The organism is Bradyrhizobium ganzhouense (assembly GCF_049949285.1).
In the GTDB taxonomy this organism is placed as follows: domain Bacteria; phylum Pseudomonadota; class Alphaproteobacteria; order Rhizobiales; family Xanthobacteraceae; genus Bradyrhizobium; species Bradyrhizobium ganzhouense.
Window position 1 is genome coordinate 6,598,565 of the sequence record NZ_CP181318.1, and the last position, 17,121, is coordinate 6,615,685.

Below are 17,121 nucleotides of genomic sequence, written 5' to 3' on the forward strand. Positions count from 1 at the left end.
CATTCCCTCAGTCGATCTGTCCGGTTTCACGTCCGGCCGGCAGCATCGCCGGCCGCTCGACGCGGTTCTCGATTTTGACGCGCCGCCCCTCGTCGGCGGAGGTCTGGAACGCCTCCATCACCTCCAGCACGTGGAAGGCGAGCGCGCCGCTGGCACGATGCGGCCGGTTGTTCAGGATCGCTGAGGCCATGTCGGCGACACCGATGGAACGAAATTCGCCTTCGACGTGACCGTGCGTCAACGGCACCGTCTCCCATTCGCCGCCGATCTTCGCGATCTGCACCTCGCCGCCGAAGCGGTTCGGATCCGGCACCAGCATGCTACCCTTGTCGCCATAGATCTCGATCGGCGCGTGCCGGTGCTTCGGCACATCGAAGCTCATCGCGATCGAGACAACCGCGCCGCTCTCGAATTCGAGCGTGCCCGCGACGTGGGTCGAAACCTCGACCGGAATCAGGGTGCCGTTCATCGGCTGGCTGGTGACCAGACGCTCGGATTTCGGGCGCGCGGTCGAGCCCATCACGCTCGCGACCGGGCCGAGCAGCTGCACGAGATCGGTGATGTAGTACGGGCCCATGTCGAGCATCGGCCCGCCGCCGCGCAAGTAATAGAATCCCGGCGCCGGGTGCCAGCGCTCGTGGCCAGGGCAGCCGAAGAAGGCGCTGCCCGCCACCGGCGTGCCGATCGCGCCGTCGTCGATCAGCTTGCGCGCGGTCTGGTGCCCGCCGCCGAGGAACGTGTCGGGCGCGCAGCCAACGCGAAGGCCCTTCTGCGCGGCGAGATCCATAACCTTGCGGGCCTCCGCGACGTTGATGCCGAGCGGCTTCTCGGAGTGAACGTGCTTGCCAGCGTTCAACACCGCGAGGCTGACGTCGGTGTGGGCGAGCGGCACGGTGAGATTGATGACGATCTCGACGTCGTCGCGTTTGAGCAGCTGGTCGACCCGCATCGCCGGCAGCCCGAAGGCGGCGCCCTGGCGCTCGGCCGCGTCGCTGCGCATGTCGGCGAGCGCCTTGATCTCCATGACCGGGAAGCGCTGGGCCGCTTTCAGATAGGCGGTGCTGATATTGCCGCAGCCGATGATTCCGATGCCGACTTTTCTCATTGTTGTCTCCGTGAGGTACCCTTCATCCCTTGACCGCGCCTGCAGTGAGGCCAGCGACGATGTGCTTCTGTGCCAGCAGGAACAGAATGATCGTCGGCAGGATGGTGAGCGTGATGAAGGCCAGGATCAGGTGCCACTCGGACGAATATTCGCCCTGGTAGATCATGATGCCGAGTGGCCAGGGATAAAGCGCATCGGTGTTGAGCATCACTAGCGGCAGCAGATAAGCGTTCCAGCTGTTGACGAAGGTGATGGTGCCGACGGTCGCCAGGATCGGCCGCGACAACGGCAGCGTCACGTAGCGGAAGAACTTGACGTAGCTGCAGCCATCGACCAGTGCCGCTTCGAGCAATTCATGGGGGATGTCCTTGAAGAAGCGCCGCAGTAGTAGCACGCTCATGGCGAGGCTGAAGGCCACCTGCGGCAGCGCGACGCCGAAATAAGTATCGAGCAGTCCGAGATCGCGCACCTTGATGAACAACGGCAGCACCGCGGTCGCCGCCGGAAACAGCAGGCCGAGCGTCAAATAGCTCAGCAGCATCGACGAGCCGTAGAACCTGATATGGGCAAAGGTGAACGCCGCCATCGAGGCTGTGATCAGGGTCAATGTCACCGTGAGCGTCGAGATGATCAGCGAGTTGCGCAGGAGCTGCCAGTAACGCCCGGAGAACAGGATGTCGGCATAATTCTGCCACTCCCAGTGCGTGGGCCAGCCGAACGGATTGACGCGCAATTCGCCGAGCGATTTGAAGCCGCCGAGCAAGGTCGCGAGCAGCGGCACCAGCACGAAGATGGCAACGATAGCAAGGAACACCGTCTTGAACAGCACGGCGGGATCGAACGGCGCGCGGGTGACCTCTGTACTACTCATCGCGCATGAACCATCTCTTGTAGGTGAAGGCAAAGGTCACGCAGATCACGAACAGGATGACGCCGATGGCGCTGCCATATCCGACCCGCATGCGCGAGATGCCGTTGTTGTAGAGGAAGCTCACCATGGTGTTGGACGAATCCGCCGGCCCCCCGCGCGTCAGCGGCATGACGAGGTCGAACAGCTGCAGCGAGCCGACGATGGCGAAGAACACCGAGAGCCGGATCGTTGGATAGAGCAAGGGGATGACCACATGGCGCAGGGCTTGCACGCGCGTTGCGCCGTCGATCCGCGCCGCCTCGATCAGGCTCTTGTCGAGGCTCTGCAGTGCCGCGATGAACAGCATCATGTGGAAGCCAAAGTACTTCCAGACGATTACGATCAGCACCGCCAGCATCGCGGTGTCGGTCGAGGCCAGCAGATGCGGCGCCTCGGCGCCGAAGGTACGCCAGATCGAGGCGACAAGGCCGTAGTCGCCGTCATAGACGAAAGAGAAGATCAACCCGGTCGCGATCTCGGCCAGGATATAGGGCATAAAGAACAGCATGCGCAGCGCGACCGCGCCGCGAAACTTCTCGGCCAGCATCAAGGCCAGCGTGAGCGCGAGCGGCAGCTGTATCGCGAGCGAGACCGCGATGATCAGCCCATTGTTGCGAAGCGCGAGCCAGAACGCGCGCGTTTCCAGCACGAAGCGATAATTATCGAAGCCGATCCAGTTGGTCGGCCTGCCGAAGCCGTTCCAGCTGAAGCCCGAGTACCAAGCCGCCTCGCCGATCGGCAGCACCACGAACAGCGTGAACAGCAGCAGCGCCGGCGGCAGGAACAAGATCAGCACGGTGAAGCGGCCGTCCCAGCTCGGGCCGCGGACCGCGGCTTGCGGGGCCGTCTCGTCAGCAACGCCCACCGCCGACACGATCGCCATCCGCCGCGCCACCGTCAATTGCCCTGCTTAAACGCGGCTTCGATCGCTTTGGCTGCGTCCTGCGGGCTCATGCTGCCACCGGCGATCTCCGCGGTAACGTCGTTGACGACGCGACCGACCGAGGGACCGAGGCTCTGGTCATAGAAGTTCTGGTGGTAGTTCGACTTGGCGAGATTGGCCGCGATCAGCTTCATAAAGGAATTGTTGAGGCCGGCGTCCGCGCCCTGGACCACGGGGATGATGTAGTTGCCCGCCGCAAGCCGCGTCTGCACGTCCTTGGAGACGAAGTATTTCAGGAAATCGACCGCCTCCTTCGGCGAACCCTTGGTGACCAGCCAGCCGGTGATACCGCCGAGCGTATCCGTTGGCGCGCCCTTGCCGCCCGCGACGACCGGAAAATCGAACCAGCAAATCTTGTCTTCGCTCAATCCGACCTTGTCGGCGGCAAGCGCGCGCTGCAAATGATAGACGGTCGAGATCGCGAGCGTCATCGCGGCCTTGCCATCGCCGAAATAGCCGACGGCCTGCGGGTTCTTGAAGCCGAGAAAACCGTTCTGGAACGGCTGGAGATCGACGAGCTGCTTGAACAGCTCGCCGGATTTCAGGAAGGTCTCGCCGGCGAAGCCACCGTTCTCGCCGCGCAGCGCCGCGTCGAACGCCGCCTTGCCGCCAACGCGAACTGCGAGATGCGTCCAGTAGAAGTGCAGCGGCCATTTGTCGGCGCCGCCGACCACGATCGGGGTCACGCCTGCTGCCTTGAGTGTCTTCACCGCGGCGAGCAGATCATCCCACGTCTTGATGGCCGCCGAATCGACCTTCGCTTTGGCCATCAGCTCCTTGTTGCAGAGGAAGCCGACCTGCGACAGCGCGGTGGGCAGGCCATAGACGCGGCCATTGCTGGTGAATGCGGCAAGCGCTGCCGGCGTGAGGCTATCGCTATAGCCTTTCACCTGATCGGTGATGTCGTCGAGGACGCCGGCCTCGATCTGCGTCTTCAGGACGCCACCGGCCCAACTGTAGATGATGTTCGGCCGATCCTTGGATTGCAGGATGGTCGGCAGCTTGGCCTTGTAGGCCTCGTTCTCGAGGAACTGCATCTCGACTTTGACGCCCGGATGCGACGCCTCGTAGCTGCGCGCGACCTCCTCCCAGATCTTCACCTGGGCTGGATTGGCCTCGATGTGCAGCCATTTCACCGTGGTGTCGGCTGCAGCAACGTTGGCGCCAAACAGGCATGCGGCGGCGGCGAGTCCCAGCTTCCCGAGCAGTCTCATCACATCCTCCCAATCGGCTCTTATTCTTTGACTGCAATCCTGCCTTCAATTTTTGAGGTACGCAACTTAAAATCTGACCTATGCACCTCACGCAAGGAATGGCTAAGGTCCGGAAAAGAGTCGGGGCGGCCCATCGCGCCGCCCGCAACAAACTGGGAGGTGCCCATGGCTGCCATCTATTCCGACCTCGCCGGCAAGGTCGTGCTCGTCACCGGAGGCGCGGCGGGAATTGGCGCTGCGATCGTGAGGCGCTTCGCGGAGCAGAAATCCAAAGTGGTGTTCTTCGACATCAAGGTCGAGGAAGGGCAACGCCTGGCGCGCGAACTGTCGGATCAAGGTCTCAGCGCGCACTTCCAGCACGTCGACCTGACCGATATCCCCGCGCTACGCGCCGGCGTGACGCAGGCACGCGAGGCGCACGGCGCGATCAACATCCTGATCAACAATGCCGCGCATGACGAACGGCACAAGACCGAAGAGATGACGCCGGAATACTGGGATGACCGCATCGCGGTGAATCTGAAGCACCAGTTCTTCGCGTCGCAAGCCGTGCTGCCGGACATGAAGGCCGCGAATGCCGGGGCCATCATCAATTTCGGTTCGGTGTCGTGGATCGCCGGACAAGGCGGCATGGCCGCCTACACCGCCAGCAAATCAGGCGTGATCGGCCTGACGCGCTCGCTGGCGCGCGACTACGGTCCCTACAATATCCGCGTGAACGCGATCGCGCCGGGCTGGATCATGACAGAGCGCCAGCTCGAGAAATGGATGACGCCGGCGGGCGAGATCGAACTTCAGCAGCGACAGTGCCTGAAGCGCAGGCTGGTGCCGGACGAGGTCGCGAAATTCACCGTCTTCCTCGCCTCCGACGAGGCCTCCGCCTGCACCTCTCAGCACTACATCGTCGATGGTGGCTGGGTGTGATGCTTTGAGGATGGCGGGCGCACCAACTTCAAGCCGGGACGCTTGATGATGAGGCGTGTTGACTTGTCAGCGGATTCAACAGTTATTCCGACAAACGTCCCGACAACGTCAAAAGGTGGCACCATGATCAAGCGCGTCCTACCGTATGAGGGATTGCTCCACGAGGTTGTCGAGCACAACGGCGTGCTCTACATCGGCGGAATTGTCCCTGAGGACACAAGCCTGGATATGGCCGGCCAAGCAAATGATGTACTTGGCCAGTTGTCGCGCTTGCTCGAAACCCTCGGATCTGACCGGTCACACGTCCTCCAAGTGACAATCTTCGTTACGAAGCTCAGCGAGAAAGCCGCATTCAATACGGCCTGGAAAGCATGCTTCGCGGAGTCTTCTCTACCGGCGCGCGCAGTGATCGGAGTGGCCGACCTCGGTCCCGGCGTCAAGCTCGAGATGACCGCAATTGCGGCTCGTCGAGCTTCGAGTTGAAGGCGCTCATTTGATCCGAGACGAACGGCCCGACGAAATCACCGTCACCAACGGCCGGCATACGCCGAAGGCGCGGCAATCCGCCGGCATCCCGGTGGTAAGGCCGCAATTTCAAGCTGGTCCGTCGTCTTGCTCGAAAACGCCCTCCACTCTGGGGTGAAGCAACGCAGCAAGCTTGCCGACGTCCGCAAGCTCGTCCAGCGAAAGGACGATGCGCTCGATCTCGGCCTGCCGCTCGGAGTCGATCAACCCGCGCGTGAGGTGACGGTACTTGGCCACTATTTCAGCACTGCTCATCGGCTGCAGGATAGCGCGCGAGGCCTGACGCTCCGCCTCCAGCACCTGTCCATCAATGAACTCCACCCGCAGCCGGGTCTTGCCGCGGGCCAGTGGCCCGGCCCGGTCGAACTCGGGATCATGGTGCGCAGTAATGCGGGGGATCAGCGACCAAACGTCATCCTGATTGATCCGCTGCGGAGCGAACTGCTGAACCAGCGCCTCGCCATCGAGAACCGCGACGGCAAGCGCATAGCCAAGGTTCATTTGGGCCGCGATCGGCGTCACGGGACGTTCGAGTTGCCACCAGCCATGATGATAGACGGCATGGGAGACGTAGACGTCGATACACTTGATCTCCTGTGCGCGAAGCGCGCGCTCGTTGTTGATTTCAAACAGGGCATCAAGCGGCGCATGCAGGCCGCCCATCGCAGCGTAGGGCTTGATCACGATACGTTCGGTTTCCCAATGCATGCCGAGACCGGCTGCGATCTGGGTCGCGTCTGGCGCGTGGCCTTCGCCGAACGTCGACAGGAAGCCACCATACTCGCGCTCGAAGACGCGTTTGATGCCGGTGTAGCGGCCTGCCGCGAGATAGGCCGCGTAGAGGCCGTTGCGGGCGCTGAAACCGTGATGCATGCGCTTCGACATGGCCTCGAACTGGGCAGCCATGAGGCCGGCCGACTGTGTCGCGGCAAGACCGAGCGCATCCTCGAAGCCGGCAGCGTCGAGGCCGAGCATGACACCGGCTGTGGCTGCGGCGGCATGCGTGCCGAACACCGATCCCGAATGCCAGCCCCGCGACAGCATTTCGCCGCCATGAAGCGCAAGGCCGACCCGAGGTCCGACCTCGAATCCGGCGATGATCGCGAGCAGCGCCTGCTTTCCGTCCAACCCGGGCGTCTGGTCCGCGCAAGCGAACAGCACAGGCAGAACCAGCGATGCGGAATGAAGCGGCGCACGGGGATGATAGTCGTCGAGTTCGAACCCCTGAATGAACGTGCCATTGAGCAACGCTGCTGCCGGGGCCGTGGTCGTGCGGTCCCAGCCGATAATCCCGCATGCGCCCCTCCCCTCGAGACCAGCGACGATCTCGACGGCTCTGCGCGACCATGGAAGCTGCGCACCGACGATGGCGCAAGCGATGCCATCGAGCATGATGTGCTTAGCGCGCTGCTGCACGCTCAACGGAACGTCTTCGAGCCGAAGATTCTGTAGCCAGGTCGCAAGGCGTCCTGTTACGCCCTCTGGATTTGTGGCCGGCCTGCGAACTTTGGTCGTGTCGTTCATTCTTGCGAATCCTTACATGTTGGCGACCTAGGCAGGCCCCTTGGCTTCGTTTCCGTCGATTGCCTCTATCGGCGCTCGAATGTCCCATCCAGGCGCCCTCGCGCGATCACGTTGCCGGCAAGCGCGGCCAGCAAGTACTTTCGATCAGGCGGACGACCGAATGCGAGCTTCCGGCGCAGCGCCAGTATTTGGAACACGTAATTGTGCGGACCGTGAGCAGGCAGCGCTCGCGGCCCGGCATAGCCTATTCGCCGGAAACTGTTGTAGCCGAGCATTACGCTTGCGGACGGCAATTCAGAGAGCGCGCCTTCGGCGAAACCAGAGACATTGCACGGAATGCCGGCGGCAACGGCGTGCACGAACGGACGCGGCAGCGGCGCGTCGGGATCCTCGAAGATGAGTGCCAATTCCGCAGCCTCCCGGGGCACGCCGCTCCACGCGAGCGCCGGCGATACGTTGTCGCCAACTCCTGAGCCAGCGTAACGAATCGGGATGGGACCGCCCGCTGAGAACGACGGACTTGAGACGGCGATCGATGCCGGTGCGCTCGCGATCGAGGGATGATACCACGCAAGCTTCGGCTCACCGGCGCGGACATTGCGCAGCAGGCGCCCAAGCAAGCTGGTTACACTCATGGTCAAATTCGCGGTTCCTTTTGCTCGACAAGTTTTCGGAGGACTGAGACTCAGGCCGCGGGCAAGTCCCAGATCCATGACCTGCTTTCGCGGTCCATCGTTTGCCACGCGATGATTTCGCTTCTCTGTCTAAGCGTGAGGCCGATGTCGTCGAGACCTTCGATCAGGGCCTGCCGCCGCGAGGCGTCGAGCGCGAAGGTCAGTTCGTCTCCTTCGGCGGTCTTGATCGAGCAGTCGACGAGATCGACGCTCAGCGGCGCCTCGTCGGCGGACGCGGCGGCAAGCCGCCTGACATCCGTTGCGGGAAGCACGACCGGAAGCAGCCCGTTCTGAAAGCAGTTGTTGTAGAATATGTCGCCAAAGCTCTCCGCGATGATGCAGCGTACCCCACGCGCCATCAATGCCCATACCGCGCCCTCGCGCGACGAGCCGCAGCCGAAATTTGCGCCGGCGATAAGTATCGGCGCGGCGCGGAACGCGGGCCGATTGAGCACGAAGTCGGGATCCTCAGTCCCGTCCCGGCGGAACCTCAAGGCTTCGAACGCATAACGGCCGAGCTGTTCGCGCTCGACACTCGTCAGCCGTTCGATCCGGATGATGACATCGGTATCAACATTGTCGCGCGGCAAATGCGCCGCCGGCCCTACGACCTTGCTGAATGGCTGCATCTCAAAGCCTCCTCACATCAGTGATCGTGCCGCTCACCGCGGCGGCCGCGGCCATTGCCGGGCTCGCAAGATGGGTGCGGGCGCCCGGCCCCTGCCTACCGACGAAGTTGCGATTGGAGGTCGAGACGCAGCGCGCGCCGGACGGCACCTGCTCCCCGTTCGCCGCGACGCACATGCTGCAGCCCGGTTCTCTCCATTCGAAACCGGCTTCTCGGAAGACGGCATCAAGTCCCTCGGCTTCGGCCTCGCGCTTGACCGCCTCCGAGCCGGGGACGATCCAAGCGTTCACCCCCTCTGCCACGCGGCGGCCGCGCGCGACCTTCGCAGCCTCGCGAAGATCGGAAAGGCGCGAATTGGTGCAGGAACCGATGAAGACCCAATCGACCTTCGTCCCTTCGAGAGGACGCCCGGGCGTCAGTGCCATATAGTCGAGGGCCTCGCGCCAGGCCTGCCGATGCGCGGAGTTGGAAGCAACGGCAGGGCTTGGCACCGGCTGATCGATGGCAATCACGTGTTCGGGACTGGTACCCCAGGTGATCGTGGGCGCGATGTCCTCGGCACGAACCACCTCATCGCGATCGTATTGCGCATCCGCATCGGCAGGCAGCGACTGCCAATGCGTCAGCGCCCGTTCGAAAGCCTCTCCCTTCGGCGCGAACCGGCGTCCATCCACATAACGGAACGTCGTCTCGTCGGGTGCTACGAAGCCGATCTTCGCACCCAGCTCGATCGAAAGGTTGCAAATCGTGAGCCGTCCTTCGACCGGCATGGCTCGGATCGCCTCGCCGGCATATTCTACGGCGTACCCCGTTCCGGCCGACGCGCCGATCCTGCCGATCAGATGGAGGATCAAATCCTTAGGCGCAACACCTTGGCCAAGCCTGCCCTCGAAACGCACGCGCATTGCTTTCGGCTTACGCTGCCGCAGCGTCTGGGTCGCGAGCGCATGGGTCAATTCAGACGATCCGACGCCGAAGGCCAATGCGCCGAGGCCGCCATTGGTGCAGGTGTGACTGTCGCCGCAAATCAGGGACACGCCGGGCAGCGTGATACCGAGCTCGGGGGCCATCACATGCACGATGCCCTGACCGGGCTGGCCGAGCTCGAAATAGCGAATACCGGCCTTCTGCGACAGTTGCTTCAGCCCGGCCCAAAGCCTGGCCCCCGGTTCGTAGGTAGTTCCGCTCCGGCCGTTCGCCGTGGAAACGGCATGATCGGGGGTCGCGAATGCGAGTTCGGGATTGGCAACAGTGAGCCCTTTCTCCATGAGCGAGAACAATCCGGCGGTCCCAGACAGATCGTGCAGCAGATGTCGATCGATATGAAGCAGCGACCAGCCGTCGCCGAGATCGGAAACGACGTGCAGGTCCCACAATTTATCGAGAAGCGTCTTGTTCTGAGCAAGCCAGTTCACGCAATCACTCCGCAGCTTGGTCGGCGCTATCGCGAAATCGAGTAGCAAGCGCGATCCATTCGTCCGAACCCAGGCGGCGGAAACGCTCGCTCACGGGCAGGCTGCCTGCCGCGCTTGGCGGAGCGTTGCTCTCCTTCACACTGCGCAAGGCGGCCATGCTTGCCTCAGCCACCGCAACCAGAAGCAGGCTTGGCAGGATGGCGAGCCTGTAGCCCATGGCTTTTGCAGCGGCAAAATCGATTTCCGGGGTCTTGCCGCCGCGAACGACGTTGAGGAGACAGGGTCCATTGACCCGCTGAGGCACGGCTTGCAGTTCCTCCATGGTTTCGACGGCTTCAACAAAGGCCATGTCGGCCCCGGCCTTCATCGCCGCATTGGCGCGCCTGATCGCTTCATCGAAGCCTGCGACCGCACGTGCATCGGTCCGCGCGATGATGACGAAATCCGGGTCGCGCCGGGCGGCGACTGCGGCGCGGACCTTTGCGAGATATTCGTCGATCACAATGATCTCCTTGCCGTCGAGATGGCCGCATCGCTTCGGCGCCACCTGATCCTCGATATGGATTCCGGCGACCCCGCTGGCCTCGTATTCGCGCACGGTGCGCGTTACGTTCAGCTCGTTTCCGTAGCCGGTATCGGCGTCGGCGATCACCGGAATAGCGACCGAGCGCGCCAGGGTCGTCGCGTTGGAGACCATCTCGGTCATTGTGAGCAGGCCGAAATCCGGATAGCCCAGCGTGGCCGCGGTACCCGCTCCGGTCATATACACGGCCGGATAGCCGCTCGCCTCAACCAGCTTCGCGGTCATCCCGTCGTAGGCACCAGGCGCGATGACGATGTCCGTGCCGGCCAGCAGTTGCCGCAGTCGAGCGGTCGTTTTCATGATGGGCTCCCTTACTTTGATCGTGCTGAAGCGAGGATAGGCAGATCGTCGGTTCGCGCGGGTTCGTCGGCCGCTGCTGGCTCGTCCTCGCCCGTTAGCGCTTCGAGAGACTGTCCGCGCGTTCTCGGCCCGAGCACGCCGACGGAAACCGCCACGACGCCCATGCATCCCGCTATCAGCGTCAGGGCCGAGGAGACGCCGCCGCTTGCCAGCGCGAAGGAGATCAGGAAGCCGCTAAAAATTCCGGATACGCGGCTTGCCGAGTAGACGAAGCCGATTGCAAGGGCCCGGACCCGCGTTGGATAGAGTTCGGACTGGTAGGCGTGGAAGTTGAGCGACATGATTGTCGCGCCAAGGGTGACCAGCGATCCACACAGGATGATCGCACCCGCTGCGCGCACTTGCGCGAAACCGAGGCCGGCAAGGGCCACCAGTACCGCAGCGCCGACGATCTGCCATTTGCGCTCGATGCGGTCGGCGAAGGCAAGGGCCACAAGCGGTCCGAGTGGGGTCACCAGCGCGATGAAGAGCGTGTATTGAAGACTATGCGCGAGCTGGACGCCCTGATGCATCAGGAAAGTCGGGACCCAGTTCGAGAAGCCGTACAATCCGACCGACTGCGCCACATGGAACAACAGCAGCATGATGGTGCGACGGGTGTATTTGCCGCTCCAGATTTCAGCGAATCGTCCCCTGGAATGGTCGAGGCGATGGAGCACGGGAAGATCGAGGGGCTTTCCGTTCTCAATGACGACCCGATGCTCGATCTTATCGACGATCTCCTTGGCCTGCTCGATCCGACCGACGCTTGCAAGCCAGCGGGGGCTCTCGGGCAAACCATAGCGAATGGCCCAGACCGCCACCGCGCCGGTTGCCCCGATCAGCAGCACCAGCCGCCAGCCATCGATCCCAAAAGGAGCCAGCGGCACCAGTAGCCATGCCAGCAGTCCGACCACCGGAACCGCTGAATAGGTGATGGCTTGATTGACAGCGAAGGCGCGGCCCCTGACTTGCGGGGGAACCAGCTCACTCAAATAGGCGTCCATGGTGACGAGTTCGACGCCGAGCCCGATCCCCGTAAGCATGCGCCAGAGGTTCAATCCCGTGGCATCGGTCTGCAATGCAGTTATCGACGCGCAGGCGCAATACCACAGCAGCGAATAGGTGAAGACGGCGCGGCGGCCGCATTTGTCGGCGATGAAGCCGAAGATAAAAGTCCCGATGAACAAGCCGGCGAAAGTCGCCGCGATGTAGCCCGCGATCCCGTCGAACGCCAGAAATGATGCCGAGGTCTCCTTGAGGATGCCGCTGCGTACGATTCCGGGGATCACGTAGGCGGTCGAAAATAATTCGTAAAACTCAAAGAAGCCGCCAAGCGAAATGAGGATCACAAGCTTCCATATCGTTCGCGTCGCGGGCAGCCGGTCCATGCGAGCGGCCAAGATTGCGCGGTCATCCTCCCCGATTGGTGGAAGGTTCTGCTTCTGCATATGCGCTGCCTCCATCGCTCTCTCCCCGAGTTCTCTTGCTTATTCGTACTGAGGTCATAACGTTATGATGATGGAAAATCAAGCGCGGATGTGCTAGGCTGCAGCGAGTTCGGGTTCGGATTGCTATCTTCATGAATAATCAGATCAAAACGGATGTACTGCTCGCGCGCGCGCCTGGCACGGCGCTACATCGGCAGCTCTTCGTTATCCTGCGTGACCAGATCCTGCGTGGCCTGTACCCGCCGGGCACCGCCATTCCAAACGAGGAGGCGCTTGGCTCGGAATTCGACGTCTCGCGAATTACAGTCCGCCGCGCCGTAGCCGACCTCGAGAGCAGCGGCTTCCTGCACAAGCGGCATGGACGCGGCACCTTCGTCAGTGACCGGCTTCCTCTGGCCCGCCCGTCGGCGACTCTGAGCCTGCTCGATTCACTGCGGAAATCGGCGACCGAAACACAAGCCGAAGTGCTCGGCGTCGAAACCGCCGCGCCGCCCGCCGATATCGCGCGCCAGCTTGATCTCGTCGACGGCATGGCCGCCGTTCATGCCGTTCGATTGCGCCGGCGTCAGGCAACGCCCGTCATGGTGACCGAAGCTTGGGTCCCCGAGGCCATCGGGCACGGCATCACACGACGGGAGCTGCAAAAGCATGCGCTTTACGAGATTCTGATCGCGCAGGGTATCCGCTTCGGACGCGTGGTGCAGGAAATCAGCGCGGTCGCCGCAAATCCCTTCTATGGCAAGCTGCTGAACACCGAGCTCGCCGCTCCCTTGGTGAAGGTCACCCGGCTGCTTTACGACGTCAAACGCCGCCCCGTACAGCACCTGACCATTCACATCTCGCCTGAACGCAGCCGCCTGTTGATGGATGTCTCGATCGACAACGTAAACACGCTTGCGGCCGGCTCGATCTTTCACGATCTCGATGCCGGCCTCTTACCTGACGGCAAACCATGAGGTGCGGATCGACACCACGGACTTCCTCCGCGACCATCTTGCGAAGACCGGTCGATGCAATCGGGATTTGTCAGAATAGCCGCTGACCGCCTGTCGGATTGGCAGCTGCGAGATTGTCCCTAAGCTATTGAAAATTTGGTGGGCGCACCAGGGCTCGAACCTGGGACCCGCTGACTAAGAGATTAAGGTCCGCTTCCAGCGGTCACGTCCGCCACGCGTTCCAGCTTTTGCAAACACCTAGTCGCGCGGACCACGGCCGGCATGTCCTCGTCGGGAAAATTCGTCTTCCAGTCGGTAACGCCGACCTCACCGACATACATGTCGCCTCTGGAGTCCAGCGCGATGCCGTGCGGCGCGAGGAATTTTCCGCTTGCAATGCCGGGGCCATCCTCGCCGCCGAGCCGCGCGATGCGCTTTCCCTTGGCGTCAACGATCGACAGCCGCGGGCCGAGATTGGGCACCTTGCGGTTGACCGGCATGGCGGGGCCGAGCTCGCCGACCACGAAGGTCGGGTTCTTGCCGCCACCGCAGCAGCACAGCGCACAGGGCCGGTGCAGGTTGTTCCACTGCGTCTCATATCGGCCGTTGCCGTCGAACACCTGCACGCGATGGTTCTCGCGATCGGCGACATAGACCCAGCCTTCGGCATCAGCGACGACATTGTGCACGATGTTGAACTGGCCAGGATCGGTGCCAGGCGCGCCCCAGCTCTTGATCAGCTTGCCGTCTGGCGTGAATTTATGGATGCGGGCGTTGCCATAACCGTCTGAGACGTAGATATCGCCCTGCGGCGACAAAGCCGTGTGGGTGCAGCGATGGAAGGGATTGCCGCTCATGAAGGCTGTCGGCTTTTCCGGGACGCCAATCGTCAACAGCACCTTGCCGTCGGTCGTGCATTTTCGCACCGTGTGGTCGCCGTCATCGGTGCAGTAGAGATTGTCGTCGGCATCGATATGCAGGCCGTGGGCGCGGGAGAACAACCCCTCGCCCCAGCTGCGCAGAAAATTGCCGTCACGGTCGAGCACGACCATCGGATGGGCGCCGCGGTTGAAGACGTAGATGCGATCCTTGCTGTCGACGGCGACGGAGGCGACGTCGGTGAGCTGCCAGCCATCCGGCAGCTTCGCCCAATTGTCGACGACGCGGTAGCGGTGCTCGCCAGAGCCGAGAATGGCTGCCACCCGATCTCCCATCATTGCGGTGTACGACGCGGGGGCGGCTAGCCGAACGTGCAGCCCTTGGATTCCAGCACCTTGCCGATGCCGGAGAGTTCGAGGATGTCGCCGCCGGCCTTGAGCGCCTTCATCACGCCGGCTTCCTTGTCCTCGCGCGCCGCCGACTTGACGCAGACGTCCGCGATGTTCTCCTTCCGCACGATCACGACGCCGTCGTCGTCGGCACTGACGATATCGCCGGGGCGGACGGCAATGCCGCCGATGACGATCGGTTGATTGATGGTGCCAAGCGTCTCCTTGACGGTGCCTTTCATGCAGAGACCGTAAGAGAAGACGTTGAAGCCGGTGTCGCGCACCGCAAGGCCATCGCGAACGCCCGCGTCAGTGACCAGGCCGACGATGCCCTTGGCAACGCAGGCCGTCGCCAACACCTCGCCGAAACCGCCCTGCTCGGGATGATCGCCCGCGCTCACCACGAGCACGTCGCCGGGCTTGGCTAACGAAATCGCCGTGATCAGCATCATGTTGTCGGCTGGATGGCAACTCACCGTCAGCGCCGGTCCGCAGGCGCGCATCCCGGAATAGATCGGCTTGATGCGGGACGTCAGCGCGCCAGATCGCCCCTGCGCCTCATGAAGGGTGGATGGAGGAAACTTCTTGATGCGGTCGACAAGCTCGGCGGCGGGCCGATCGAATGTCCTGATCACATGCACCATGATAACCTCCTTGCGGTCGCGATCTCCGTTACACCTCCATAGCCAACCGCCTCGAGGCAGCAAATTCAGATTTTAGGATTGCCGCATCGTGTTTCGTTATGGCTCGTCCTTCGGCTCAACCAGAGGCGACGTTGGGCCGTCCGTGACGATGGCAGAAGGGCCGAGGTGGAGATCAAGCGGCCCCCACGTCTTGACGATGATCTCGAGCAGGATCTTGTAGACAGCGAATGCCGCATCAGACAACGCAGCGTTGTCGGAAATGCATAATGACATCTGCTGCGAGGCCGACGGTGCATTGATCCGCCGAATGCAGAGTTCGTCGAGGTTCGGTAACTCCTTTGCGATCGACATCGGCAGCACTGCCGCCCCCACTCCGGCTGCAATCGCCGAAGAGAGGGTCGATTGGGAATGGATCTCGGCGACGATGCGCGGGCGAAGTCCCACCTCGGCGCAGACCCGTTCGACCGTTTGTCGCAGGAAAGATTCCCGATACGGAAGAAGCAGGTCGAATTGCGCGACCTCCGCCGCCGAAACTTCCTCCAGAGGCATTTGCTCGGGATACATGGTGCGGGGCGCGACAAGATAGAAATACTCACGCATCAGCGGCTTGTAATCGAGGCCGGTCACCGGGCGATCGCCGTAGAGGACAGCCATATCCATGCTCCCCTTCAGCATCATCTCGCTGAGCATGACCCCGGAGCTGTCGTAAATGTGCGGCACGATGCCGGGATAGCGTTCACGCACCTGCATCAGCAGCGGGGTCGCCAGCAATGCCGCCGAACTGAGCGGAGCCAGACCGATCGTCACGTTGCCGGTCAGTTCCGGCTTGTTGTCCAGAATGGTGCGCCTGGCCTCTTCGATCTGCCGCTGGATCGACTTGGCATAGCGATAGAGGATTCGTCCGGCCTCGGTGGGCTTGACGCCACGGGCGCTGCGGTCGAGCAGCTTGCACTTGAAGTCCGCCTCCAGGCTCGCAATGTGCTGGCTCAGGGCTGGCTGGGCGACATTCAGCACCTTCGCCGCGCTCGTCATGCTGCCGAGATCCACGACCTTGATGAAAGCCTCCAAGCGTTTCGTATCCAATACGGCGTCTCCAGATAGGGAGCAGTCCAGCAGCAATAGGCTGAAGCTATGGGATCAGAAGGAATTCTTCTTACCACTGGGAACTTGAGGGGCCTATAGCTGGTGCTGAACTCGTCCGCCGCTCGCGTTGCAGCCGAAGCCGCCAGCGGGTCGGACGGTAGCAGAGGAGCCCTCGCGGATGGGATTTTCGGACTATCGGACGGCCCTGGTGACGGGCGCATCCTCTGGAATAGGGGCTGCGACGGTTCGCCGCCTGCGTGCGGAAGGGCTCGAAGTCTACGCCGTGGCCCGCGACGCCACACGCCTGACCGCCCTGTCTGCGGAGACCGGATGCCGCCCCTGCGCCGTCGACATCAGCGACCTCGATGCACTTGCGGCACTGGTGAAGTCGGCCGAGTTCGATGTCCTGGTCAACAACGCCGGCCAGTCCCGGCGCGGCAATATCCTGGACACGACACCTGAAGACGTGGACGCACTCATCGACGTCAATCTGCGCGCAGTCCTGCATCTGACGCGACTGATCGTGCCGGGCATGGCGCACCGTGACCGCGGCCACGTCGTCAACATCTCCTCCATCGCTGGCCACTACGCGTTTGGCGGCGGAAACACCGTGTATCACGCCACCAAAGCGGGCATTCATTCGCTGTCGCAGCAACTGCGCGTCGATCTCTACGGGACCAGGGTTCGTGTCACCGAGATATCGCCGGCCCGGGTCGAGACCGAGGTTTTCGGCCGGCTGCTCGGTGATCTGGCCGAAGCCAAGCGTCGCTTCTTCGACGACTATGATGCACTCCAGCCTGAGGACATCGCTAATTCGATCGCATTCGCGGTCGGATCGCCGGCGCGCATGAATGTCGCCTTCATGGAAGTTCTGCCGACCCAGCAAGTCGTCGGCGGCCTCAATTTTGCACAGAAGAGCCGACCGGCCGAGTAATGCATGAACGCCCCGAACACGA

17 protein-coding genes are annotated in these 17,121 nt (G+C 62.6%); 4 read left to right on the forward strand and 13 right to left on the reverse strand.

The window, feature by feature from the left end:
- Positions 1–7 precede the first annotated feature (7 nt).
- From ACLFLU_RS30525 to ACLFLU_RS30540, 4 genes are read right to left on the reverse strand one after another with little or no spacing between them, the layout of a single operon-like run.
- On the reverse strand, positions 8–1,105 hold the full coding sequence (locus ACLFLU_RS30525; protein WP_426408438.1) for a Gfo/Idh/MocA family protein: 1,098 nt from the start codon (positions 1,103–1,105) through the stop codon (positions 8–10).
- A gap of 22 nt (positions 1,106–1,127) precedes the next feature.
- The gene (locus ACLFLU_RS30530; protein ID WP_426408439.1) at positions 1,128–1,976 is read right to left on the reverse strand and encodes a carbohydrate ABC transporter permease; all 849 of its coding nucleotides are present in this window, start codon (positions 1,974–1,976) and stop codon (positions 1,128–1,130) included.
- On the reverse strand, positions 1,969–2,910 hold the full coding sequence (locus tag ACLFLU_RS30535) for a carbohydrate ABC transporter permease (protein WP_426408440.1): 942 nt from the start codon (positions 2,908–2,910) through the stop codon (positions 1,969–1,971). The genes ACLFLU_RS30530 and ACLFLU_RS30535 overlap by 8 nt, the downstream gene beginning before the upstream one ends.
- Positions 2,911–2,912: 2 nt before the next feature.
- Positions 2,913–4,172, reverse strand: a complete 1,260-nt coding sequence (locus ACLFLU_RS30540) for an extracellular solute-binding protein (protein WP_426408441.1) — start codon at positions 4,170–4,172, stop codon at positions 2,913–2,915.
- 165 nt (positions 4,173–4,337) lie between these two features.
- Here ACLFLU_RS30540 and ACLFLU_RS30545 point away from each other — a divergent pair, with 165 nt between their 5' ends.
- Together ACLFLU_RS30545 and ACLFLU_RS30550 are read left to right on the forward strand one after the other, a co-directional pair.
- Positions 4,338–5,096 carry an SDR family NAD(P)-dependent oxidoreductase gene (locus tag ACLFLU_RS30545; RefSeq protein WP_426408442.1) on the forward strand — a complete coding sequence of 253 codons (759 nt, stop codon included), beginning with the start codon at positions 4,338–4,340 and terminating at the stop codon, positions 5,094–5,096.
- A 123-nt stretch (positions 5,097–5,219) separates the two neighbouring features.
- The gene (locus tag ACLFLU_RS30550; protein WP_426408443.1) at positions 5,220–5,579 is read left to right on the forward strand and encodes a RidA family protein; all 360 of its coding nucleotides are present in this window, start codon (positions 5,220–5,222) and stop codon (positions 5,577–5,579) included.
- A 111-nt stretch (positions 5,580–5,690) separates the two neighbouring features.
- Here the strand turns inward: ACLFLU_RS30550 and ACLFLU_RS30555 are convergent, their stop codons facing one another.
- The 6 genes from ACLFLU_RS30555 to ACLFLU_RS30580 form a co-directional block, all read right to left on the reverse strand.
- Positions 5,691–7,145, reverse strand: a complete 1,455-nt coding sequence (locus ACLFLU_RS30555; protein WP_426408444.1) for an MmgE/PrpD family protein — start codon at positions 7,143–7,145, stop codon at positions 5,691–5,693.
- Positions 7,146–7,210: 65 nt separating this feature from the next.
- On the reverse strand, positions 7,211–7,858 hold the full coding sequence (locus ACLFLU_RS30560) for a YbhB/YbcL family Raf kinase inhibitor-like protein (RefSeq protein WP_426408445.1): 648 nt from the start codon (positions 7,856–7,858) through the stop codon (positions 7,211–7,213).
- Complete coding sequence (gene leuD, locus ACLFLU_RS30565) at positions 7,831–8,448, reverse strand: 3-isopropylmalate dehydratase small subunit (protein ID WP_426408446.1); 618 nt, start codon at positions 8,446–8,448, stop codon at positions 7,831–7,833. The genes ACLFLU_RS30560 and leuD overlap by 28 nt, the downstream gene beginning before the upstream one ends.
- Before the next feature lies 1 nt (position 8,449).
- Positions 8,450–9,862, reverse strand: coding sequence for a 3-isopropylmalate dehydratase large subunit (gene leuC / locus ACLFLU_RS30570; RefSeq protein WP_426408447.1), 1,413 nt, complete (start codon positions 9,860–9,862; stop codon positions 8,450–8,452).
- Between the two features lie 4 nt (positions 9,863–9,866).
- Entirely contained in the window at positions 9,867–10,745 is an 879-nt protein-coding gene (locus ACLFLU_RS30575) for an isocitrate lyase/PEP mutase family protein (protein ID WP_426408448.1), read from the reverse strand.
- 11 nt (positions 10,746–10,756) lie between these two features.
- The gene (locus ACLFLU_RS30580) at positions 10,757–12,250 is read right to left on the reverse strand and encodes an MFS transporter (protein WP_426408449.1); all 1,494 of its coding nucleotides are present in this window, start codon (positions 12,248–12,250) and stop codon (positions 10,757–10,759) included.
- A 116-nt stretch (positions 12,251–12,366) separates the two neighbouring features.
- On the opposite strand from ACLFLU_RS30580, the gene ACLFLU_RS30585 reads away from it, so the two are divergent.
- Positions 12,367–13,191 carry a GntR family transcriptional regulator gene (locus ACLFLU_RS30585; protein ID WP_426408450.1) on the forward strand — a complete coding sequence of 275 codons (825 nt, stop codon included), beginning with the start codon at positions 12,367–12,369 and terminating at the stop codon, positions 13,189–13,191.
- A 182-nt stretch (positions 13,192–13,373) separates the two neighbouring features.
- Here the strand turns inward: ACLFLU_RS30585 and ACLFLU_RS30590 are convergent, their stop codons facing one another.
- The 3 genes from ACLFLU_RS30590 to ACLFLU_RS30600 all read right to left on the reverse strand — a co-directional run bounded on the left by ACLFLU_RS30590 (position 13,374) and on the right by ACLFLU_RS30600 (position 16,165).
- On the reverse strand, positions 13,374–14,372 hold the full coding sequence (locus tag ACLFLU_RS30590) for a peptidyl-alpha-hydroxyglycine alpha-amidating lyase family protein (RefSeq protein ID WP_426408451.1): 999 nt from the start codon (positions 14,370–14,372) through the stop codon (positions 13,374–13,376).
- Between the two features lie 38 nt (positions 14,373–14,410).
- On the reverse strand, positions 14,411–15,082 hold the full coding sequence (locus ACLFLU_RS30595; RefSeq protein ID WP_426408452.1) for a 4-carboxy-4-hydroxy-2-oxoadipate aldolase/oxaloacetate decarboxylase: 672 nt from the start codon (positions 15,080–15,082) through the stop codon (positions 14,411–14,413).
- 96 nt (positions 15,083–15,178) lie between these two features.
- A complete protein-coding gene (locus ACLFLU_RS30600) occupies positions 15,179–16,165 on the reverse strand; it encodes a LysR substrate-binding domain-containing protein (RefSeq protein WP_426408453.1) in 987 nt (328 codons plus the stop codon).
- A gap of 178 nt (positions 16,166–16,343) precedes the next feature.
- Between ACLFLU_RS30600 and ACLFLU_RS30605 the strand changes: the two genes are divergently transcribed.
- Positions 16,344–17,099 carry an SDR family oxidoreductase gene (locus ACLFLU_RS30605; RefSeq protein WP_426408454.1) on the forward strand — a complete coding sequence of 252 codons (756 nt, stop codon included), beginning with the start codon at positions 16,344–16,346 and terminating at the stop codon, positions 17,097–17,099.
- Positions 17,100–17,121 lie beyond the last annotated feature (22 nt).